The following is a 20,309-nucleotide window of genomic DNA, read 5'->3' on the forward strand; positions in this document are numbered from 1 at the left end:
CAGATGATTGACAAGGTTGTTGCCAGCGCTGAGGAAGCCGTAGCGGATATCCCGGACGGAGCTTCCCTGGCCGTGGGCGGGTTCGGACTCTGCGGGATCCCGGTCACCCTCATTGACGCCCTGCACCGGGCAGGAACATCGGACCTCGAAACTGTCAGCAACAACTGCGGCGTGGACGACTGGGGCCTGGGCATCCTGCTCCGCGACGGCCGCATCCGCCGCACCATCAGCTCCTACGTGGGTGAAAACAAGGAGTTTGCCCGCCAGTACCTGGCCGGGGAACTCGAGGTGGTGCTGACCCCGCAGGGAACACTGGCCGAAAAGCTGCGCGCCGGCGGTGCGGGCATACCGGCGTTCTACACCAAAGCGGGGGTCGGCACGCAGGTGTCCGACGGCGGCCTGCCGCAGAAGTACGACGCCCACGGCGGCATCGCAATCGCCTCCGCCCCCAAGGAGGTCCGTTCCTTCGCTGGGGTCGACTACGTGCTGGAGGAGTCGTTGACACCGGATTTCGGCCTGGTCCATGCCTGGAAAGGTGACCGCCACGGGAACCTGGTGTTCCACGCCACTGCCATGAACTTCAACCCGCTCTGTGCCATGGCGGGGCGGATCACCATTGCCGAGGTGGAGGAACTGGTGGAGCCGGGTGAGCTGGACCCGGAACACATCCATACCCCTGGCATTTTCGTCCAGCGGGTGGTCCTCGCCCCGCATGCGGCGAAACGCATTGAAAAGCGGACCGTGGCCCTGGCCCGGCCCGGACAGGAAACGCGCGGTATTGACGCCGGCAAGGCAGGAGCATAGCCATGGATCCCAACAGCCCCTACGCTCCCCGGCCCGAAGGCGTCAGGCCGGAATACCGCCGCGCGGCCCAGCAGCACGAGGCGCAGGCCGACGGAACCATCGCCAAAGGCTGGACCCGTAACGAACTGGCCGCGCGGGTGGCCCAGGAGCTCAGCAACGGCCAGTACGTCAACCTTGGCATCGGCATGCCCACGCTCATCCCCAACTACATCCCTGACGGCGTGGAAGTGGTGCTCCACTCGGAGAACGGAATCCTCGGCGTCGGCCCGTATCCTGCGGAGGACGCCGTTGATCCGGACCTGATCAATGCCGGCAAGGAAACGGTGACAGTCAACAACGGGGCTGCGTTCTTCGACTCGGCCTCCTCCTTCGGCATGATCCGCGGCGGGCATGTGGACGTGGCAGTCCTGGGCGCCATGGAAGTCGCCGCCAACGGTGACCTGGCCAACTGGATGATCCCGGGCAAGATGGTCAAGGGCATGGGCGGTGCCATGGACCTGGTGTTCGGCGCCAAGAAGGTGATCGTGATGATGGAGCACGTGGACCGCAACGGAAATCCGAAGATCGTGCAGGAGTGCTCCCTGCCGCTGACCGGCAAGGGCTGTGTGGACCGGATCATCACGGACCTGGCCGTCATCGACGTCGTAGCGGACGATTCCGCGTCATCCCGGCTGGTCCTGCGCGAACTGGCACCGAATGTCTCGGTGGAGGACGTTGCCGCCGCCACGGGGGCGGACCTTTTCGAAGAGGACCGGGAACTTACCGTATGAGCGGCGGTGACAGGCAGGACGACGGCGGCAGGCGCGTCATCGAGCAGCGCGGGCTGTACTTCGAGGAGCTGGAGGAGGGAGCCGTGTACGCCCACCGCCCCGGCCGCACGGTGACGGAAGCGGACAACGTCCTGTTCACCACACTCACCATGAACACGCAGGCCCTGCACCTGGATGCGGCCTGGAGCGCCGGGCAGCCCTTCGGACAGCGGCTGGTGAATTCCATGTTCACCCTGGCCACGATGGTGGGCCAGTCCGTTTCCCAGCTCACGCAGGGCACGATCATCGCCCAGCTCGGCCTGACTGATGTGTCGTTCCCGCATCCGCTCTACCATGGCGACACGCTCTACACGGAGACGGTCATCAGCGGGAAGCGCCTTTCAAGCTCCCGGCCGGGGCAGGGCGTCGTCACCATGCAGCACACGGGCAGGAACCAGGACGGCGCCGTGGTGGCACTGGCCACCCGGAGCTGCCTGATGTGGACGCGGGAGGCTCATGTGAGTCAGCCCCGCAACGGACAGGAGACAATGCCGGTATGACGTTTGTAATGGGCCCCGCCCTGCTGTTCTGCCCTGCCGACAGGCCCGAACGCTACCAGAAGGCAGCCGCCCGGGCCGACGCCGTCATCCTGGACCTGGAGGACGCGGTGGCACCGGCGGACAAACAGCGTGCCCGCGGTGCCATCCTGGCCCAGGTCGGGACCACAGGTGACGAGCCTGAACTGGACCCCAGCAGGACCATCATCAGGGTCAACCCGGCCGGGACCGAGGAATTCGGGAAGGACCTGCACTGCCTGGCGCACACGCCCTACCGCACGGTCATGCTGGCGAAGGCGGAGTCAGCCCGGCAGCTGGAAGCCCTTGAGGGATACCAGGTGATCGCGCTCTGCGAGACAGCGCTGGGAGTGCTGAACGCCCCCGCGATTGCCGCTGCTCCCAACGTCGTGGGGCTGATGTGGGGAGCAGAAGATCTGCTGGCAACGCTCGGCGGTACCTCCAGCAGGAAGGACGACGGCGGCTACCGGGCCGTGGCACTGCACGCCCGTTCCTCCGTGCTGCTCGCCGCCCGGGCTCTCGGCAAGGAAGCAGTGGATGCCGTCTACACCAACATCCCGGACCTCACGGGCCTGGCGGAGGAAGCCGCGGACGCGGTGGCCTCCGGTTTCAGTTCCAAAGCCTGCATCCACCCCAGCCAGGCTGCCGTGGTGCGGGGCGCCTATGCTCCCTCGGAAGCAGACGTGGCAGCCGCCGCCGCTCTGCTGCAGGCCGCAGCAACTGCCGGCGCGGGGGTGTTCCAGTACAACGGGAAAATGGTTGACGGACCCATCCTCAAACACGCGGAAGCCGTCATCCGGCGGGCAGGGGAGCACGTCTAGCGGTACTAACCCCGGCGGCCCGGTGACCGCCGCAGTGACAGCGGGGGGATCGGCTCATACAGGAGGGTCCGTACCCAGCGGTCCCCGGTCTCCCTGAATTCCTTGCGCGTGGCAAACCGGTACCGGTAGCTGCGCACGCGCACCCAACGCGGGGCGGCGCCGTCGAACGGGTCATCGCGGAGGAGCCGCAGAACCTGGCGGTCCGCTTCCAGCAGCTTGCCGAGGAAGGCGTAGAACCACTCCTCGTGGACGGTCCGCAGCGGCAGGAACCACATCAGCCAGTCCAGCCGCAGATGGTACGGGGCCCATTGCCGGGGGAGCCTGCGGACATCGCCTGGCTTGCCCTTGAAACCGTACTCCCGCCAGTCGGAGGAGTCGTCCGGATCGTCGTCGAGGGTTCCCTCCACCACAATCTCGATCCGCTGCTTGGTGACGCTGCCGAACGCGCCATAGGTGTTGACCAGCTGCCAGCGGTTAAAGCTGGCATTCATCAGCTGGCGGCGGGAGAACAGGTTGCGCAGCGGCCAGTAACTGAGCACCACCAGCAGCAGGGTGGCAGCCAGCGTGATGGCGAGCCACCACAGCGGGGTCTCCCGGGCTGCACCGGACGCGCCGTGCCAGTCCAGGGGGATCACCGGCAGCACGGCGTGCGCAACGGGGTCGCTGACCGCGGCAAAAGCCAGCACGATGGCAATCCAGTTCAACCAGGCGAAGTTGCCGCTGGCCACAAGCCACAACTGGGTGCCGATCACAATGCCGGCGGCGATGCCGGCGACCGGCTGGGGAGCAAACAGGAAGAAGGGCACCACCAGCTGGGCGAAGTGGTTGCCCAGGACCTCCACTTTGTGCAGGGGCTTTGGCAGCAGGTGCGCCTGCCGGCTCAGCGGTCCCGGCATGGGCTGGGTCTCGTGGTGGTAGTTCAGGGCTGTCAGGTCACGCCATTCGCGCCCGCCCCGAATCTTGATCATCCCAGCGCCGAACTCGAGCCGGAACACCAGCCACACGATCAGGAGCAGGATGGTCCGCGGCGGATCGGTCTGGTCCGAACCCAGGAAAGCCACTGTGAAGCCGGCCTCCAGGAGCAGCATCTCCCAGCCGAAACCATAGAACGTCTGCCCCACATTCACGATGGACATGTACAGCAGCCACAGGGCCAGGAACGCAATGAGCGGGACCCATGGCGGTCCCTGTTGGGGGATGCCGGCCACGAGCAGCGCCGACACCACGAGCCCTGCCGCGCACACCCAGCGCAGCAGCCGGTCCGAGTACCGCCAGCGGAACAGGGTGGGCCGGCGCAGGCGGCTGAAACCGGAAAGGTATTCGGGTACCGGGAGCAGGCCACGCTCACCCAGCAGCGCCGGAAACTGGTTCAGCGAGGACAGGAACGCAACGAAATACAGTGCCGCCACACCCCGCTGCAGCACCTGCCGGGCGAATTCGTATTCCGGCGCGTCAAACCAGGAGAGCCAGTCCACGCAGTCCACGTTACGCCCGGCGTCGGCGGCGATGCCACTAGGATCGAGGGATGTTTGTGCTGGTGCTGATCGCCGTCGTTGCAGGCGCGCTCGCCCAGCGGGTCGCAGGCCTGGGCTTCGGCCTGCTCGTGTCCCCGGTACTGGTGGTGCTGCTGGGTCCTTTCGACGGCGTGATGATTATCAACCTCTGCGGCGCCACGTCCTCGCTTCTTATCCTCTCCAGGGTCTGGCGGCACGTGGCCTGGAAGAAGTACTTCGGGCTGGCCCTCGCCGCGTTGGCCGGCGTGCTGCCCGGGGCCTGGCTGGCGAGCAATGTGCCGGAGGCCCCGCTGGAGATCTGCATTGGCGTCCTGCTCATCATCGCCCTGCTGGCCTCCCAACGGCTGACCAGGAGCTCATGGCGTGCCAGCGGACCCGCCCCCATGGCATCCCTCGGCTTTACCAGCGGACTGATGAATGCCGCCGCCGGTGTTGGCGGTCCCGCCATCACCGCATACGCCATTGCGAGCAGGTGGGAGCAGAAGAGCTTCAGCGCCACCCTTCAGCCGTACTTCATCACCACCGGTTTTACCTCGCTGATCAGTAAGTACGTGCTGTCCGGCGGGCACGTCCCGGGACTCGAAGGCTGGCAGTGGCTGGCAATCCTGGCGGCGATGATCACCGGAATCGTGGCCGGTGACCTGTTGTCCGGCCGGGTTCGTCCTGCAGCTGCGCGCCGCATCGTCACCGTCATCGCCTACCTGGGAGCAGTGGCCACCCTCACCAAGGGCCTGCTGGAGCTGGCTGCTGCCTGAGGACTGCGACTCCGCCAGGGCGAAACATGCTTTGCTGGAACCATGACACGTGTTGCGGTAATAGGTGCAGGAATCGTCGGACTGTCCACAGCCCATGCCCTCCGGAAGGCAGGCGCGGACGTAACCGTCTACGAGTCCGGGGCCCCGGGTTCAGGGCAGTCAGCCGGTGAGTCCAGGATCTTCAGGCATGCGCACGACGACGTCCGGCTCGCTGCGTTCGTGAGCGAGAGCCGTGCCCTCTGGCGGGGCTGGGAGGAAGAATTCGGCGTGGAACTGGTGTCCGGGGCCGGAGCGGTAGCCATTGGCGACGGCGTGGAAGGCAAGCTCCGCGTCCTCAGCAGCCTGCCGGACATCCCTGTGGCCCTGCTCGCGCCTGCCGAACTCGCCGCCGCGCTGCCGATCCTTGCGGGCTTCCGGGGCAAGGCGATGCTTGACGCCAACGGGGGTGCCATCAGGACGCGTGCCGCGTTCCAGGCATTGACCCGGAGCCTTGAAGGTGCTTTGGTGCAGGACCACGTGCTGGCTGTCCAACACATCCCCGAGGGCGGCGCGGAAGTCCGCGCCGGGTCAAGTGCGGACCGGTTCGACCATGTTGTCCTGTGCGCCGGGCGAGGCACGGCGGCCCTGGCCAGGGGCGCGGGGCTGGACATTCCCGTTGAGCTCGCCGCGCATGCCCGCGTGACGTTCCGGGTGCGGCAGGACGCGGGTGTTCCGCTGCCCACATTCCAGGACGGCAGCGGGGAGTTCGGAGAAACCGGCGTCTATGCGGCGCCCTCGGCTGACAACCGTCATTATGCCGTTGGCCTGAGCGAAACAACCGCCGTGCGGCAGGACGGGAGTCTCGCGGACTCCGCTGCCTTGGATTCCCTTGCAGCCCGCGCATCCGCCTATGTCCGGCGGGCACTCCCCGGCCTGGACCCCGAACCGGCCGGCTATGTCCACTGCTGGGTAACGCGCCTGCCCTGGGGTGATGACGGAGTCGGCATCTGGTCAGCGGGCAATGTCAGCGCCGTTGCCGGGCACAACCTCTTCAAGCAGGCGCCGGCGCTGGGCGGGGCGCTGGCAGAAACTGCGTTGACCGGCGTCGTGCCACCTATCCTGCGGCCTGGCTCGCACCTGGGAAAATCATGAACGCTTTGAGCCCGGCACGTGCGGGATACTTAAGCAATGCAGCCACGCAGAATCGTCCTCCTTGGATCCACCGGTTCCATCGGCACCCAGGCGATTGACGTCGTCGACGGCGCCCCGCACCTTTTCGAGGTAGTGGCCCTCAGCGCCGGCGGAGGGAACCTGGAACTCCTGGCCCGCCAGGCAGTGCACACGGGAGCCGCCGTTATTGGCATCGCCGGCGGTGATCCCCGGAAGCTGGCATCACTGGTGGCCGAAGCTGCTGCCGCAGCGGGAAAACCGGGCTACCGGCCGGAGATCATCGCCGGAGAAGACGCGTCCACCCGGATCGCCGCAGTTGAGGCAGACGTGGTGCTCAACGGAATCACCGGTTCGATCGGACTGGCCCCCACGCTGGCGGCCTTGCAGTCCGGCGCCACCCTGGCCCTGGCCAACAAGGAATCCCTGATTGTTGGCGGAGCCCTGGTCAAGGCAGCCGCACGTGAAGGCCAGATTGTGCCCGTGGACTCCGAGCATTCCGCCATAGCCCAGTGCCTGCGCTCGGGCTCGGCAGCTGAAGTGGAAAAACTCATCCTCACCGCGTCCGGCGGTCCGTTCCGGGGCAGGAGCAGGGAGGAGTTGCACGGGGTAACCCCACAGGAGGCCCTGGCCCATCCCACCTGGGATATGGGTGTCATGGTCACCACGAATTCCGCCACCCTGGTCAACAAAGGCCTGGAAGTCATCGAGGCGCACCTCCTTTTCGATATTCCGCTGGACCGGATCGACGTGGTGGTGCATCCCCAGTCCGTGGTGCACTCGATGGTGCAGTTCACGGACGGGTCCATCATTGCCCAGGCGTCCCCGCCGGACATGCGGCTTCCCATCGCGCTCGGGCTGGGCTGGCCGGACAGGGTGCCCGGGGCGGCGGCGGCCTGCGACTTCAGCAAGGCCGCAACCTGGACGTTTGAGCCGCTGGATACCGAAGCTTTTCCCGCTGTAGGCCTCGCCAAGGACGCTGCGAGGCAGGGCAGTACTTTTCCCGCCGTGTTCAACGCCGCCAACGAGGAAGCCGTGACAGCCTTCCACGCCGGACGCATCAGGTTTACCGACATCGTGGACACCGTCGAGGCCGTCCTCAGCCAACACTCAGGTTCCTCCGGGCTGACCGTGGAGTCTGTCCTGGATGCTGAGGGGTGGGCACGTGCCCGCGCCCACGAACGTTTAGCAGTCAGCAGACTCTAGGAAGCAGCAGCACCTCCATGACCCCCGTTCTCCTCTTTATCCTCGGCGTCGTCTTTGTGGCCGTCGGCATCGCTGCCGCCATCGCGCTCCATGAAGTGGGCCATCTCGTGCCCGCCAAACTCTTCAAGGTCCGCGTGACCAAGTACATGATCGGCTTCGGCCCTACGCTGTGGTCCCGGCGGAAGGGCGAGACCGAGTACGGCGTCAAGGCCATCCCGCTGGGCGGCTACGTGTCCATGATCGGTATGTACCCGCCCAATCAGGACGATGGTTCCGTCCGTCCCTCCAGTACCGGAATGTTCCAGACCCTGGCCACCGAGGCCCGGTCCATGGCGCACGAGGAAGTGGGGCCGGGCGACGAAAACCGGGTGTTCTACCGGCTTCCTGTCTGGAAGAAGGTCATTGTGATGCTGGGCGGGCCGGCCATGAACATGGTCCTTGGCGTGTTCCTCACCGCCGTGCTGCTGATGGGCTTCGGCGTGGCCACGGCCACCACCACCATCTCCGACGTTTCCAAGTGCCAGGTTGCGGCGGGGGAGACGGTAGACCCGGATTCCGCGGACTGCCGGCTGACGCCGGCCGCAGCGGCCGGCCTCAAGCCCAATGACAAAATCACCTCCTTTGATGGAAAGACCGTGACCGGCTGGGACCAGCTGACGGAATGGATCCGGGCCTCCGCCGGGCGGGAGGTAGGAATTACCGTGGAGCGGGACGGCACGCAGGTGTCCACCACCGTAACTCCGGTGCTGTCTGCGCGGCCGGTTGTCGGGGCTGACGGGCGCCAGGAAACTGACGACGCCGGCACCCTCCTATACCAGGACGTCGGCTTCCTGGGCATCGGTTCCCGGACCGAACTGGTGGCCCAGCCGGCGTCGTCCGTCCTGCCCATGGCGGGCGAGAACATCCGGCAGGTGGCAGGGGTGGTGTTCAACCTGCCCGCACGCGTTGTTGGCGTGGCCAAGGCTGCCTTCAGCGAGGAACCCCGTGACCCCAACGGACCCATCAGCGTGGTGGGGGTAGGCCGGGTGGCCGGGGAAGTGGCCGCTATGGAAGAGATCCCGGTGCAGTCGCGGCTGGCCGCACTGATCGGGCTGCTGGCCGGGCTGAACTTCGCCCTCGCCGTCTTCAATCTGATCCCGCTGCTGCCACTGGACGGCGGACACGTTGCCGGTGCCCTCTACGAGGGCGCCAGGCGCCGGGTGGCCAAGCTGTTCGGCAAGCCGGACCCGGGCGCCTTTGACATTGCCAAGCTCCTGCCGGTCACCTACGTGGTGGCAGTGCTGCTGATGGGCATGAGTGCGCTGCTTATCTATGCGGACATTGTGAAGCCGGTGAACCTTTTCGGCTGAGGCCGCTGACGCTTCTGATCGATCAGCCCGCATTGGCTGATTATTAGTTATCAGCCGTTTATGATTGATTATGATGGATCACCTGCGTATGGTTGGGGAATGTACGTTCTCACGATTGACCAGCAGGGCAGCAGGTCCGATATCGACCGCGTTCCGGAACTGACCGCCGCGCTGGGGGATCTGGCTCCAGTGCCCTTTGACCGGACGGTAGGGGACGAACTCCAAGGCGTGGTGGATCATCCCCACGAGGTGGTGGACATCGCACTGCACGCACTCCGCAGCGGGCACTGGTATGTGGGGATAGGGATCGGCGCGGTCCGGCTTCTCCCGGGGGACAGCCCGCGCGAAGGCTCCGGAAGCGGTTTTGTGGCGGCCCGAAAAGCCGTGGAACGTGCCAAGGGAGCGGCAGGCCAGGTGCCACTGTCGGTGGTATCCGGCACTATGGTCCGCGGAAGGGACGTTCAGCAGCAGGAAAGCGTTGTGGCCTGTGCAAACGCAGAGGCAGTGCTCCGCCTGATCGGACGCCTGGTGCAACAGCGCACGGAGGCCCAATGGCGGGTGGTGGACCGGCTGCGGGCAATCGACGGCGAGGGCAGGCATGGGACCCAGAAGCAGGTGGCCCGGGAGTTGGGAATATCGGAGCAATCGGTGAGCCGTGCCCTGCTCAGGTCCGGCTGGCAGGAAGAATGGGCGGCAAGGCCGGCGGCGGCAATGCTCCTGGAGTACGCGCATTCTTTGGCCGCCCCGATGGAAGGAACCCGGTGAACGCAGTCTGGATCGCGGTTGCACTGCTGGTGGCAGGATTCGCCGGGTGGCCCGTGACCGCACTGGTGTTCCGGCTGGCCAAGACCATCGATGACAAAGCCGACGCCGCCAAGGCAGCGGCGGAGGCCAAAAGAGCGGCCGAAGATCCTTCTGCCGATGTGACCGTGGACCTGCCGGCGGGGGACGAAGCCCAGAGCGTCAACGGTGAGCTGACCGCTGCTGCGGAGCCGCCGTCGTCGGGGGGTGCAGGCCACGCGCCGCCCGTTCCCACCCAGCGGATCCTTCGGGGCGGTGCCATCATCGGGATCCTGGAGCGGCTGGGGGTCTGCCTTGCCATCCTCACCGGCCAGCCAGTGGCCATTGCCTACATCGTGGCCATCAAGGGTCTGGGCAGGTTCGCGGAGCTTAAGGAAACACCTGTGGCGGCTGAGCGCTTCATTATCGGAACCCTGACGTCCATGCTCTGGGCGGCCGGGACAGCTGCCGCCATCAAGGTGCTCTTCATGGCCTGACCGCCTGCGCAGGCCTTCGGGTGCAAACCCGCCGGCTGCACGGGCTCTTCCTTCCGCCGGATGGGTGCGGGGGCAGGCAGGGCGATAGGGTAGCGGTATGACAGTTTTTGCCGTTGAGTACGTTTATGCCGCCGATTCCACCGAAGCCCGCAACGGGGCCCGGCCAGCGCACCGCGAATGGCTCGCGGGCCTTGCGGAGGACGGTGCCGTCCTTGCGAGCGGTCCATACGGTGACGGCGCCGGAGCGCTCCTGATCTTCAAGACAGCAGACGAGGCTGCCCTCAACTCGATCCTCAAGCAGGATCCCTTCGCCGCCGCCGGAGTCATCGCCGGGACCCGTATCACGGAGTGGTCACCCATCATCGGCGTGCTCGCGGGCCTCACCGCGTAGCCTCTTCACAATCCTTTTCAATCTCTAGGAGTCCTCGTGACCTCGGTCAGCCTGGGAATGCCCTCAGCACCGCCCCCCGTTCTTGCCCCTCGCCGCAAGACGCGGCAAATCAAAGTTGGATCCGTGGGAGTGGGATCGGACTCACCCATCAGCGTGCAGTCCATGACCACCACCCCCACCACGGACATCAACGCCACCCTGCAGCAGATTGCCGAACTGACGGCTTCCGGCTGTGACATCGTGCGCGTGGCCTGCCCTTCCGCTGACGACGCCGAGGCGCTGCCCATCATCGCGCGGAAGTCCCAGATTCCGGTGATCGCGGACATCCACTTCCAGCCCAAGTACGTCTTCGCGGCGATCGAAGCCGGTTGTGCCGCAGTGCGGGTAAACCCGGGAAACATCCGCAAGTTTGATGACCAGGTCAAGGAAATCGCTGCAGCCGCCAGGGATCACGGGACGTCCATCCGCATCGGCGTCAACGCCGGATCCCTCGAGCCCGGCATCCTGAAGAAGTACGGCAAAGCCACACCTGAAGCACTGGTGGAATCCGCGGTCTGGGAGGCGTCCCTCTTTGAAGAGCACGGCTTCCACGACTTCAAAATCTCTGTCAAGCACAACGACCCCGTCATCATGGTGGCGGCCTACGAGATGCTGGCAGAAAAAGGCGACTGGCCCCTGCACCTCGGTGTCACGGAGGCGGGACCGGCATTCCAGGGGACCATCAAGTCCGCCACGGCCTTCGGCGCCCTCCTGTCCAAGGGCATTGGCGACACGATCAGGGTCTCCCTTTCGGCTCCGCCGGTAGAGGAAATCAAGGTGGGCAACCAGATCCTGCAGTCCCTCAACCTGCGCCCGCGCAAGCTCGAAATCGTTTCCTGCCCCTCCTGCGGCCGCGCCCAGGTGGATGTGTACACGCTGGCCGAGCAGGTCACCGCCGGACTGGAAGGCATGGAGATCCCGCTGCGCGTGGCGGTTATGGGCTGCGTGGTGAACGGACCCGGTGAGGCCCGCGAAGCGGACCTTGGTGTTGCCTCCGGTAACGGCAAGGGCCAGATCTTTGTGAAGGGCGAAGTCATCAAGACTGTCCCCGAGAGCCAAATTGTTGAGACACTGATCGAAGAGGCCATGCGTATCGCTGAAGAGATGGGGGAGGCCGATGGCGAAGATGCTGTCAAGGGTAGCCCCGTGGTTAGCGTCTCGTAAGGACGTCCCCGCTCCTCCCGGGATTTCCGTCCGCACCCTGGACGGGGACGACACCGCCGCCCTTCGGCTGCTCGCACAGCAGGATCCGGTCTCCAACGTCTTCATCCTCGCCCACCTGCGGGCTGCCGGCACCGCCGCTCCCACCAGCGGTGGCGCCGGAGTGCTTGGAGTGTTCGACGACGGCGTGCTGGCGGGTGCGTGCTGGGCCGGCGCCAATCTGGTCCCCGTCCAGTTGGATCCAGCCTTTGCCGGCGTGGTGGCTGCCGCCGCCAACACCTCGGGACGCCGCTACGCGTCAGCTTTCGGGCCGGCCGCTGCGGTGCTGGCCCTGCATGCCGAGCTCACTGACCTGGGGCACCGGGCACATGAGGTGCGGCCGGACCAGCCTCTGATGACGATTGACCAGGCGCCGTCCGTGGAGCCCAACCCGGGGCTGGGCTTGGGGAACCTTGCAGACTTTGACCGTATCCTGCCGGCATGCGCGGCCATGTTTGAAGAGGAAGTGGGCTACTCACCTTTCCTGGGGGGCAGGGAGTTCTACAGCCGCCGCGTGGAAGGCCTGATCCGCCAGGGCCATTCCCTGGTGCATCTGAACGAAGCCCGGGACGTGGTGTTCAAGGCCGAACTCGGTGCCGTCACGTCTGGCGTCACCCAGATCCAGGGCGTCTGGATGAATCCGGCCTACCGGGGACAGGGGCTGAGCCCCGGCTACATGGCTGCAGTGGTGGAGCAGGCGCGGAAGATTGCCCCCGTCACAAGCCTGTACGTCAACGGCTTCAACACCCGCGCGCGGGCCACCTATGAGCGGGTGGGATTCCGCCAGGTAGGGACCTTCGCGACTGTTCTTTTCTAGCCCGCCACTTGTCAACGTGCGCAGCATCACATAGGTTCGATCTAGCTGCGCTGGAGTGGCGTGGGCGGTCTCACCAGTCCTCACCAGTACTTAGGCGATAACGGCGTCGAGCCACGCCCGGATGCGATGACCAGCCTCTTGGGGGGCCAGGGGCTTTGCATGTCCGGGCGTGGCTCAACTGCTTTCGGAGTGCTGTCCTCCGGGCAGCGGCATCAGGGAACGGCCGCCGGCAATGGCTCCGCCAGCCGGTAGATTAGTACCCAGACGAAATGCCCGGCCTGCTGTTGCTCCAGCACCTCCCCAGAAACGGAAACCCACCCGTGGTTACAAGACTGTCCCAGCTGTTCCTGCGCACCCTGCGTGAAGATCCCGTCGATGCCGAGGTGGCAAGCCACCGGCTCCTGGTCCGCGCGGGATACATCCGCCGCGCCGCCCCGGGCATCTACACCTGGCTGCCGCTGGGACTGAGCGTCCTCCGCAAGGTCGAAGCCATCATCCGCGAGGAAATGGCGAACATCGGGGCGCAGGAAGTCCACTTCCCGGCCCTCCTCCCGCGCGAACCGTACGAGGCCACCAACCGCTGGACGGAATACGGCGAGGGCCTCTTCAGGCTTCAGGACCGCAAGGGCGCCGACTACCTGCTGGCCCCCACCCACGAGGAAATGTTTACGCTGCTGGTCAAGGACCTGTACTCCTCCTACAAGGACCTGCCGTTGAGCCTCTACCAGATCCAGAACAAGTACCGCGATGAGGCGCGTCCCCGCGCGGGCCTCCTGCGCGGCCGCGAATTCATCATGAAGGACTCCTACTCCTTCGACGTGGACGACGCCGGGCTGGACGCCAGCTACGCCGCCCACCGCGGCGCCTACCTGCGCATCTTCGAACGCCTGGGTTTGGAGGTCATTCCCGTCACGGCGACGGCCGGCGCCATGGGCGGGTCCAGGAGCGAGGAGTTCCTGCACCCCACGGACATCGGCGAGGACACCTTCGTGCGTTCCGCGGGCGGCTACGCAGCCAATGTCGAGGCAGTCACCACCGTTGTTCCGGCAGAGACCGACTTCAGCAGTGCCCCGTCCGCCGTCGTCCGGGACACCCCGGACACCCCCACCATCGACACCCTGGTGGCAGCGTCCAACGAACTTGCACCGAGGAGCGAGGCCGACGGCGGCGCGTGGACTGCCGCTGACACACTCAAAAATGTAGTGCTCGCCGTCACCCTGCCCACCGGGGAACGCCAGCTGGTGGTCATCGGCGTTCCGGGCGACCGCGGCGTGGACCTGAAACGAGTTGAGGCCAACATCGGGGCGTTCCTGCCCATTGGCGGCGAAATCGGCCTGGAGGCCGCCAACGACGACGACCTCAGGAAGCAGCCCCTCATCGTCAAGGGCTACCTTGGGCCCGGCCTGTCTGTTGACGAGCCGCTGCTGGGGGCCGAAAGCTCAACGAAGCTCCTGTACCTGGTGGATCCCCGCGTGGTGCGCGGCTCGGCCTGGATCACCGGCGCCAACGAGGCCGGCAAGCACGTCTACGGCCTGGTGGCCGGGCGGGACTTCACCTGGGACGGCATCATCGAGTGCACCGAAGTCCGCGAAGGGGATCCTGCCCCGGACGGTTCCGGCCCGCTGGAGACTGCCCGCGGCATCGAGATGGGACACATTTTCCAGTTGGGCCGCAAGTACGCGGAAGCCCTGGAACTGAAGGTCCTGGACCAGAACGGCAAGCAGGTTACGGTCACTATGGGCTCCTACGGTGTGGGGGTCACCCGCGCCGTAGCAGCGCTGGCCGAGTCGAACCACGACGCCAGGGGCCTCGTCTGGCCGCGGGCTGTTGCTCCGGCTGATGTCCATGTGGTGGCAGTGGGTAAGGGCGAAGAGATCTTTGCCACCGCCGAGCGCCTGGCGGCCGATCTTGAAGCAGCCGGGCTTGACGTTCTCCTTGACGACCGGCCCAAGGTCTCTCCCGGCGTCAAGTTCGGGGACGCGGAGCTGGTGGGCGTTCCCACCATCCTGGCCGTCGGCCGCGGCCTGGTGGACGGTGTCGTGGAGATCAAGGACCGCCGCAGCGGCGACGCCGAGAACGTGGCGGTGGACAAGGCTGTTGACTATGTAGTCAACGCCGTCCGCAGCAACTGACGCGACGGTGGAGTTCGGACTCGAATCCCTCGGGCTGGCAACGCTCCTCTTGATCGTGCTGGCCGGTTTTGCCGCCGGGTGGGTTGACGCAGTGGTGGGCGGGGGCGGGCTGATCCAGCTCCCCGCCCTGCTGCTGGTCCCCGGGATCACCCCCGTCCAGGCCCTGGCCACCAACAAAATGGGGTCCATCTTCGGCACCGCCACCAGCGCTGCGACCTATTACCGGCGGGTTGGGCCGGACCTGAAAACGGCGCTGCCGATGGCCGTGATTGCCCTGGCCGGCAGCTTCGGCGGCGCCGTTCTTGCGGCAAACCTGCCCGCCAGTGTCTTCAAGCCGATCATCGTCACGGCGCTGGTCGCCGTCGCGCTCTTTACGGCCCTGAAGCCGGATGTCGGGGGCATCACGGCGCTTCGCCACGACGGGCACAAGCACTACGTGGTGGCGTGCCTGATTGGGGCCGTCATTGGTTTCTATGACGGCCTGATCGGGCCGGGGACAGGATCCTTCCTGGTCATCGCCCTGGTCTCGGCCATGGGGTATGCCTTCCTCGAAGCCAGCGCGAAAGCCAAGATCGTCAACATGGCCACCAACGCCGGGGCGCTGCTGTTTTTCCTGCCTCATGGCTCACTCCTGTGGGGCGTGGGGCTGCTGCTGGGGGTCGCGAACATGGCCGGCGGCTACCTCGGAGCCAGGACGGCAGTGAAGCAGGGGAGCCGTTTTGTCCGGGTGGTCTTCCTGCTGGTGGTTTCTGCGCTCATCATCAAGCTCGGTTACGACGTTTGGCAGGAAAACTTCGCCTGACGACGCCCGAACGCCCTGACACTGTACGGAAACCAGGGCTCGTGGCGGCAGACGGTCAGGCGTAGCATGCAGGTATGTCACACGGCGGCGAGGAGTACGCCAAGGCCCTGGCAGCAGCGGCCCGCCACTCAACAGCCTGGCTCCAAAGCCTCCCCGGCCGGCCGGTGCGGCCGGAAGTGGCCGCCCATGACCTTACTGAGGTCCTTGGCGGGCGGCTGCCACGGGGCGGCATGCCCGCAGAGGAGGTGGTGGACCTGCTGGCAGCAACGGCCGAACCAGGACTCATGGCCATGTCCTCCGGCCGCTTCTTCGGTTGGGTGATCGGGGGGACGTTGCCTGCCGCACTGGCCTCGGACTGGCTGGTGAGCGCCTGGGACCAGAACGCCGGACTGCGGTATGCCACTCCCGCCATGGCCGCCATCGAGGAGAGCGCCGGCACCTGGCTCCTGGAGCTGCTTGGACTGCCGGCGGGATCCGACGTCGGCTTCGTGACCGGTGCCACGATGGCCAACTTCACCGGGATGGCCGCCGCCAGGTGGCGGCTTCTCAGCGACGCAGGCTGGGACCTGGACCGCGACGGGCTGTTCGGGGCTCCTCGGATCCGCTGTTTTGTGGGGCGGGAACGCCATGACAGCGTGGATCTGGGCCTGCGCTATCTGGGCTTGGGCAAGCCCGTCGCCGTGGCGGCCGATGGCCAGGGGCGCCTGATCCCGGATGCCCTGGACGCGGCGCTGGCTGGAGGTTCAGGGCCGGCATTGGTCTGCCTGCAGGCGGGGAACCTCCATTCCGGTGCTTTTGACCCCTTCCCCGAAGCCGTCCGCGTTGCCCGGAAGCATGGAGCCTGGGTTCATGTGGACGGCGCGTTCGGCCTGTGGGCAGCTGCAGTGCCGGAACTGCGCGGCCTGACGCGCGGCTGCGAGGACGCCGATTCCTGGGGCACAGACGCTCATAAAACACTCAACGTGCCCTACGACTGCGGCATAGCAGTCGTCCGGGACGCTTCCGCCCTCCGTTCCGCCATGGGCTTGCACACCAGTTTCCTCGTGCACGACACCGAGGGCCCCGGCGATCCGTTCGAGAAAGTCCCGGAACTTTCCCGGCGCGCCCGCGGCGTGCCGGTTTGGGCGGCACTGAAGAGCCTTGGCAGCGATGGTGTGGCGGCACAGGTGAGGGGGATGGCTGCGGCCGCTTCGGATATCGCCGCCGGCCTTTCCGGACTCGACGGCGTGGAGGTGTTGAACGACGTCGGCTACACCCAGGTGTGCGTGGCGTTCGGCGACGACGCGACAACCAGGGCTGTGACGGCGCAGATCATCAAGGACGGCAAGGTATGGATGTCAGGCTCCCGCTGGCAGGACCGGGATATCCTGCGGGTCTCGGTGAGCAACTGGCACACTGCGGGGGATGAGGTCCGCACGGCAGTGGACGCGGTCAGTTCTGCACTTTCCAGCGTGCGCGGGATCTGATCCTGCCCCCGGAGCGCCGGGCAGGGCCCTTCGCTCAGCCTGCGTCGCTGTACGTCCGCCCGGGCTCCGGCAAGGCATGCGCCGGCGGCAGCCCCTCAAGGGTGCGGCCGGCGAGGGTGCTGGCCACCCACAGCGACCGTGCCAGGTCTCCGCGATGGCCCGGGTTCCCTGCATACCACAGCGCATTGGCCACTTCCCGCGCCAGGGCCCACTGCCGGGCAACCTCAGGGTCCAGCCCTGCAGCGGTGCTGAAATCAGCGCAGCGCCGGCGCAGCCCGGATTCCGGCTGGTTCAGCGGCAGGTCCTGCAGGCGGTTCCATAACAGCGGCGCCACGGCGAACTCCGGTTCGCCGATCATCGGCTGGGGATCAATGGCGGCGTAACCGTCCGGCGTCGGCCTTTCAGCTGTGGCACCAGTGGCCGGCGCGGCAAGGATGTTGAGATAGTGCAGGTCCGTATGGACCAGGACGTCACGTGCCGAGCGGCGCCCTACCGCGCCCCGGGTCTGGCACACCTCAAGGGCCGCTTCCAGCAGCCACCGGGGAAAGGGGCGTCCCAGCTGGTCCCAATCCGCGGGCAGGTCGTCGCTCCATTGCTCGGCACGCGCGGCGATGTGATCGAACTCCCGCCATTGGGGCCGGTCATCGGGAACGAGGCTTAACTGCCGGACCAGTCCGCCCCACACAGCCGCGGCCTCATCCATAGGGGCGGTCACGAGGGAACGTGTCCCGTCGAGCCTTTCGAGGAGCATGGAGCACCTACCGGCATCCGAGGCCAGCAGGGCGACGGCGCCCCGCCCGGCCCACAGGTCCAGCGCATGGCGTTCAACACGCGCCTCCTCGTGGGGGAACGCGATTTTGAGGGCCGCGGGAAGGCCATCCTCCTGCAGCACCGGAACCACCATGGCGCCGTGGCCGTTCCAGGGCAGGGCGCCGGGAGCGAGATCGGGCACCAGCCGCCACAACGCCATCAGGTCCCCGGCAATAGCGGGCAGGGACGCCAGCCATGCCCGCCCTGCCGGAGTCCGGGTGTAGCGCGCCGCGAGGTCCGGCGGAACAGGTATTGCCGTTGAGGGAAACATCAGTTCCAGCCTAGGTGCAATGGCCCTGCTGCCTGTTCTGCCAGGCGTCCCCCCGGACGGCGGGTTCCCTACACCACCCCCGTGGCGCCCAGCAGGGTGCCGACGCTGAAGGTGGCGGCGAGAGCCAGGGCGCCACCCACTACCACCCTCACTGCGGCCTTGGTCTTTGACCCGCCGCCGATCCACGCCCCGAGTGCTCCCGTCAGCGCAAGAGCCACCAGAACGGCAGCGAACGTCAAGGGGACCCGAATGTCCGGCGGCGGAAGGAGGATGGCCAGCATGGGGAGGATGGCGCCGATGACAAAGGCCACAGCCGAAGCGAACGCTGCATGCCAGGGGCTCACGATGTCTGTCTCGTTTATGTTGAGCTCGGCGGAGAGGTGTGCTGCCAGAGCATCGTGGGCTGTGAGTTCTTCAGCAACCTTGCCTGCTGTTGCCGGGGTAAGGCCCTTGGCGAGATAGATGGCGGTGAGTTCGGCCAGTTCCTCTTCCGGCTCCTCGGCGAGTTCCCGGCGCTCTTTCTCGATCAAAGCCCGCTGGCTGTCGCTCTGGCTGCTCACTGAAACGTACTCACCCAGTGCCATGGACACCGCTCCGCCTACCAGCCCGGCAGCCCCCGCGGCGAGGATGGGACCGGAATCGGCGGTGGCCCCTGCCACACCCACCACGATGGCCGCGACGGAGACGATGCCGTCATTGGCGCCCAGGACCCCGGCCCGCAGCCAGTTCAGCCGCTGGGCAATATCCGTGCCGTGCGGTTCGGTCTCCATATGGCGGCGAAGCCCGGGACTCTGGGCATCCGCTCCTGCAGGTTCGGCCGCGTCATGTGCATCCATGCCTTCAGCAAACCATCAGAACCGCCGCCGGACCAGCACCTCCGGCAGTAACGACGCGCGGCCACCGGCACCGGCAGCGGCCGGATTGTCAGCTTCCAGTTGGCCGGGCTGTGGGACCGGGTGGAAGTTCCGGGAGCTTGCCCTGGTCAAGGACGACTCCGGGAACAGGCCCCAGGGCGCTGCCCCAGTGGACAGCGCGCCGTGCGCCTGACTGAAGGGCGGCGATTGCCCAGGTGCGCATGTGGCCCTCAGCCTGGGCAACGATGTCCCCGTAGGCGGGCAACGCTGCCAGTTCCAGGCTTCCCAGCCCGTCAACCGGTGCGGCCAGGAATCCCGGAGCCAGCACAAAGCCCGGCTGCTGCGCCGGCGGGGGAGTACAGGCGGCACGGGAGTGCACCGCGGCTTCGGCAGCAAGTTCCTCGTGCTGCCCAAGGAAGGTGGCGGCGGCCCGGGCATCATCGGGTCCAAGCCGGGAGAGTGCCGCCTGGTAGGCGTAGATGCGTTGCTGCTCCGCCGCCACAGCTGCCGCCAGCATGTTGCCCAGCGCGGCCCCGGTTTCCGCATCCTTTGTTTCCTGCTTTGGAGGAGCGGTCCCGGAACCTTGGAGCGGGCAGGCGGAGGCCGTGGGATCGGCTGTTGGTGCAGGACTGCCTGTGGCTTGCGTGGTCCCGGCGCCTGCGGGGGGGAGCGTTGCCACCGCAACCCCGCTTGCTGCGGCAAGGCTTTCCGCCGCAAGCAGCTGCGCGGTGCCGACCCCTGCCAGCAGCCTGGCCATCCCGCCGTCGGCTGCTGCCGCATCGGCGAGGCGCCGGGCAGCACTGGCCGACAACGCAGCAGCGAGACCGGCGCCGGTGGGCACTGCCGCAGGTGCCTCCGTGGCCGCCGTCGAAGGCACCTGGGAGCCGGCCGGCGGCGAAGAAGCGGACGCTGATGCGCCTGGAAAGGAGGAGGAGTCCGACGGCGAAAGGAGGGCGCGTGCCTGCAGGGTCAGCAATGTCACAGTCTCTTCGGCAGCCCCCGCGTTTGCCGCGCCGCCCGCCGCGGCTTCAGCCGATAGCTGGACCGCCGCGGTCCGCAGATCCAGTGCATCCTGCAAGGCGGCCAAACGCGCCTGTTCGGAAAACGGCGGATCTCCGGGCCCCGGCCGCTCCGCAGGAATCAGCGCAAATCCGAGGCTGAGGACAAGGAGGGCTGTGAAGGAAATGACGACGTACCGGAAATAGCGCAGCATTCGGGGGTTTTCCTGAACGTCATCTTTCACAAGAGCCTATGGTGTCACGGCGTCGGCAATCGCCGTCCCGCCGGACCGGTAAAATAGCTACGCTAGTACACACAACATCATCTATAGG

At 66.7% G+C, this 20,309-nt stretch carries 20 protein-coding genes; 16 read left to right on the plus strand and 4 right to left on the minus strand.

What is annotated here, in order from left to right:
- Positions 1-3: 3 nt before the first annotated feature.
- Genes CXX84_RS16570 through CXX84_RS16585 form a run of 4 tightly spaced genes read left to right on the plus strand, consistent with a single transcriptional unit; the run spans position 4 to position 2,949 of the window.
- Positions 4-804: a CoA transferase subunit A gene (locus CXX84_RS16570; RefSeq protein WP_102977820.1), complete on the plus strand. Its 801-nt coding sequence runs from the start codon at positions 4-6 to the stop codon at positions 802-804.
- Positions 805-806: 2 nt separating this feature from the next.
- Complete coding sequence (locus tag CXX84_RS16575; protein ID WP_102977821.1) at positions 807-1,574, plus strand: CoA transferase subunit B; 768 nt, start codon at positions 807-809, stop codon at positions 1,572-1,574.
- A complete protein-coding gene (locus CXX84_RS16580; protein WP_102977822.1) occupies positions 1,571-2,113 on the plus strand; it encodes a MaoC family dehydratase in 543 nt (180 codons plus the stop codon). Before CXX84_RS16575 ends, CXX84_RS16580 begins: the two co-directional genes overlap by 4 nt.
- The gene (locus CXX84_RS16585) at positions 2,110-2,949 is read left to right on the plus strand and encodes an HpcH/HpaI aldolase/citrate lyase family protein (RefSeq protein WP_102977823.1); all 840 of its coding nucleotides are present in this window, start codon (positions 2,110-2,112) and stop codon (positions 2,947-2,949) included. Before CXX84_RS16580 ends, CXX84_RS16585 begins: the two co-directional genes overlap by 4 nt.
- Positions 2,950-2,954: 5 nt before the next feature.
- On the opposite strand, the gene CXX84_RS16590 is transcribed toward CXX84_RS16585, so the two are convergent.
- On the minus strand, positions 2,955-4,424 hold the full coding sequence (locus CXX84_RS16590) for a lipase maturation factor family protein (protein WP_102977824.1): 1,470 nt from the start codon (positions 4,422-4,424) through the stop codon (positions 2,955-2,957).
- 50 nt (positions 4,425-4,474) lie between these two features.
- Here CXX84_RS16590 and CXX84_RS16595 point away from each other — a divergent pair, with 50 nt between their 5' ends.
- The 12 genes from CXX84_RS16595 (at position 4,475) to CXX84_RS16650 (ending at position 17,043) form a co-directional block, all read left to right on the plus strand.
- Positions 4,475-5,218, plus strand: coding sequence for a TSUP family transporter (locus CXX84_RS16595; protein WP_102977825.1), 744 nt, complete (start codon positions 4,475-4,477; stop codon positions 5,216-5,218).
- 42 nt (positions 5,219-5,260) lie between these two features.
- The gene (locus CXX84_RS16600; protein ID WP_102977826.1) at positions 5,261-6,349 is read left to right on the plus strand and encodes an NAD(P)/FAD-dependent oxidoreductase; all 1,089 of its coding nucleotides are present in this window, start codon (positions 5,261-5,263) and stop codon (positions 6,347-6,349) included.
- 36 nt (positions 6,350-6,385) lie between these two features.
- Positions 6,386-7,570, plus strand: a complete 1,185-nt coding sequence (dxr, locus tag CXX84_RS16605) for a 1-deoxy-D-xylulose-5-phosphate reductoisomerase (RefSeq protein WP_102977827.1) — start codon at positions 6,386-6,388, stop codon at positions 7,568-7,570.
- Positions 7,571-7,587: 17 nt separating this feature from the next.
- Positions 7,588-8,919 carry a M50 family metallopeptidase gene (locus CXX84_RS16610; RefSeq protein WP_102977828.1) on the plus strand — a complete coding sequence of 444 codons (1,332 nt, stop codon included), beginning with the start codon at positions 7,588-7,590 and terminating at the stop codon, positions 8,917-8,919.
- A gap of 99 nt (positions 8,920-9,018) precedes the next feature.
- The gene (locus tag CXX84_RS16615; protein ID WP_102977829.1) at positions 9,019-9,684 is read left to right on the plus strand and encodes a MarR family transcriptional regulator; all 666 of its coding nucleotides are present in this window, start codon (positions 9,019-9,021) and stop codon (positions 9,682-9,684) included.
- Entirely contained in the window at positions 9,681-10,196 is a 516-nt protein-coding gene (locus CXX84_RS16620) for a hypothetical protein (RefSeq protein WP_102977830.1), read from the plus strand. The genes CXX84_RS16615 and CXX84_RS16620 overlap by 4 nt, the downstream gene beginning before the upstream one ends.
- A gap of 97 nt (positions 10,197-10,293) precedes the next feature.
- Entirely contained in the window at positions 10,294-10,587 is a 294-nt protein-coding gene (locus CXX84_RS16625; RefSeq protein ID WP_102977831.1) for a YciI family protein, read from the plus strand.
- Between the two features lie 36 nt (positions 10,588-10,623).
- On the plus strand, positions 10,624-11,790 hold the full coding sequence (ispG, locus tag CXX84_RS16630) for a flavodoxin-dependent (E)-4-hydroxy-3-methylbut-2-enyl-diphosphate synthase (protein WP_066274770.1): 1,167 nt from the start codon (positions 10,624-10,626) through the stop codon (positions 11,788-11,790).
- Complete coding sequence (locus CXX84_RS16635) at positions 11,753-12,643, plus strand: DUF4081 domain-containing GNAT family N-acetyltransferase (RefSeq protein ID WP_102977832.1); 891 nt, start codon at positions 11,753-11,755, stop codon at positions 12,641-12,643. The genes ispG and CXX84_RS16635 overlap by 38 nt, the downstream gene beginning before the upstream one ends.
- Positions 12,644-12,963: 320 nt before the next feature.
- Complete coding sequence (locus CXX84_RS16640) at positions 12,964-14,775, plus strand: proline--tRNA ligase (RefSeq protein ID WP_102977833.1); 1,812 nt, start codon at positions 12,964-12,966, stop codon at positions 14,773-14,775.
- Positions 14,776-14,782: 7 nt separating this feature from the next.
- Positions 14,783-15,577, plus strand: a complete 795-nt coding sequence (locus tag CXX84_RS16645) for a sulfite exporter TauE/SafE family protein (protein WP_102977834.1) — start codon at positions 14,783-14,785, stop codon at positions 15,575-15,577.
- A gap of 74 nt (positions 15,578-15,651) precedes the next feature.
- A complete protein-coding gene (locus CXX84_RS16650) occupies positions 15,652-17,043 on the plus strand; it encodes a pyridoxal phosphate-dependent decarboxylase family protein (protein WP_102977835.1) in 1,392 nt (463 codons plus the stop codon).
- Positions 17,044-17,077: 34 nt separating this feature from the next.
- Here CXX84_RS16650 and CXX84_RS16655 read toward each other — a convergent pair whose 3' ends face one another.
- The 3 genes from CXX84_RS16655 to CXX84_RS16665 all read right to left on the minus strand — a co-directional run bounded on the left by CXX84_RS16655 (position 17,078) and on the right by CXX84_RS16665 (position 20,191).
- The gene (locus tag CXX84_RS16655) at positions 17,078-18,124 is read right to left on the minus strand and encodes an aminoglycoside phosphotransferase family protein (protein ID WP_102977836.1); all 1,047 of its coding nucleotides are present in this window, start codon (positions 18,122-18,124) and stop codon (positions 17,078-17,080) included.
- 68 nt (positions 18,125-18,192) lie between these two features.
- Complete coding sequence (locus tag CXX84_RS16660; RefSeq protein WP_223253133.1) at positions 18,193-18,894, minus strand: VIT1/CCC1 transporter family protein; 702 nt, start codon at positions 18,892-18,894, stop codon at positions 18,193-18,195.
- 154 nt (positions 18,895-19,048) lie between these two features.
- Complete coding sequence (locus CXX84_RS16665; RefSeq protein WP_223253131.1) at positions 19,049-20,191, minus strand: DUF4439 domain-containing protein; 1,143 nt, start codon at positions 20,189-20,191, stop codon at positions 19,049-19,051.
- Positions 20,192-20,309 lie beyond the last annotated feature (118 nt).

This window comes from Arthrobacter sp. AFG7.2 (assembly GCF_002892835.1).
Classification (GTDB): Bacteria; Actinomycetota; Actinomycetes; order Actinomycetales; family Micrococcaceae; genus Arthrobacter.

Coding starts and splice junctions, on each gene's coding strand:
- CXX84_RS16585 (WP_102977823.1), top strand. CDS start 2,110: ATGACGTTTGTAATGGGCCCCGCCCTGCTGTTCTGCCCTGCCGACAGG.
- CXX84_RS16660 (WP_223253133.1), bottom strand. CDS start 18,894: ATGGAGACCGAACCGCACGGCACGGATATTGCCCAGCGGCTGAACTGG.
- CXX84_RS16600 (WP_102977826.1), top strand. CDS start 5,261: ATGACACGTGTTGCGGTAATAGGTGCAGGAATCGTCGGACTGTCCACA.
- CXX84_RS16570 (WP_102977820.1), top strand. CDS start 4: ATGATTGACAAGGTTGTTGCCAGCGCTGAGGAAGCCGTAGCGGATATC.
- CXX84_RS16625 (WP_102977831.1), top strand. CDS start 10,294: ATGACAGTTTTTGCCGTTGAGTACGTTTATGCCGCCGATTCCACCGAA.
- CXX84_RS16575 (WP_102977821.1), top strand. CDS start 807: ATGGATCCCAACAGCCCCTACGCTCCCCGGCCCGAAGGCGTCAGGCCG.
- CXX84_RS16655 (WP_102977836.1), bottom strand. CDS start 18,124: ATGTTTCCCTCAACGGCAATACCTGTTCCGCCGGACCTCGCGGCGCGC.
- CXX84_RS16635 (WP_102977832.1), top strand. CDS start 11,753: ATGCTGTCAAGGGTAGCCCCGTGGTTAGCGTCTCGTAAGGACGTCCCC.
- CXX84_RS16615 (WP_102977829.1), top strand. CDS start 9,019: ATGTACGTTCTCACGATTGACCAGCAGGGCAGCAGGTCCGATATCGAC.
- CXX84_RS16610 (WP_102977828.1), top strand. CDS start 7,588: ATGACCCCCGTTCTCCTCTTTATCCTCGGCGTCGTCTTTGTGGCCGTC.
- CXX84_RS16580 (WP_102977822.1), top strand. CDS start 1,571: ATGAGCGGCGGTGACAGGCAGGACGACGGCGGCAGGCGCGTCATCGAG.
- CXX84_RS16665 (WP_223253131.1), bottom strand. CDS start 20,191: ATGCTGCGCTATTTCCGGTACGTCGTCATTTCCTTCACAGCCCTCCTT.
- dxr (WP_102977827.1), top strand. CDS start 6,386: ATGCAGCCACGCAGAATCGTCCTCCTTGGATCCACCGGTTCCATCGGC.
- CXX84_RS16650 (WP_102977835.1), top strand. CDS start 15,652: ATGTCACACGGCGGCGAGGAGTACGCCAAGGCCCTGGCAGCAGCGGCC.
- CXX84_RS16595 (WP_102977825.1), top strand. CDS start 4,475: ATGTTTGTGCTGGTGCTGATCGCCGTCGTTGCAGGCGCGCTCGCCCAG.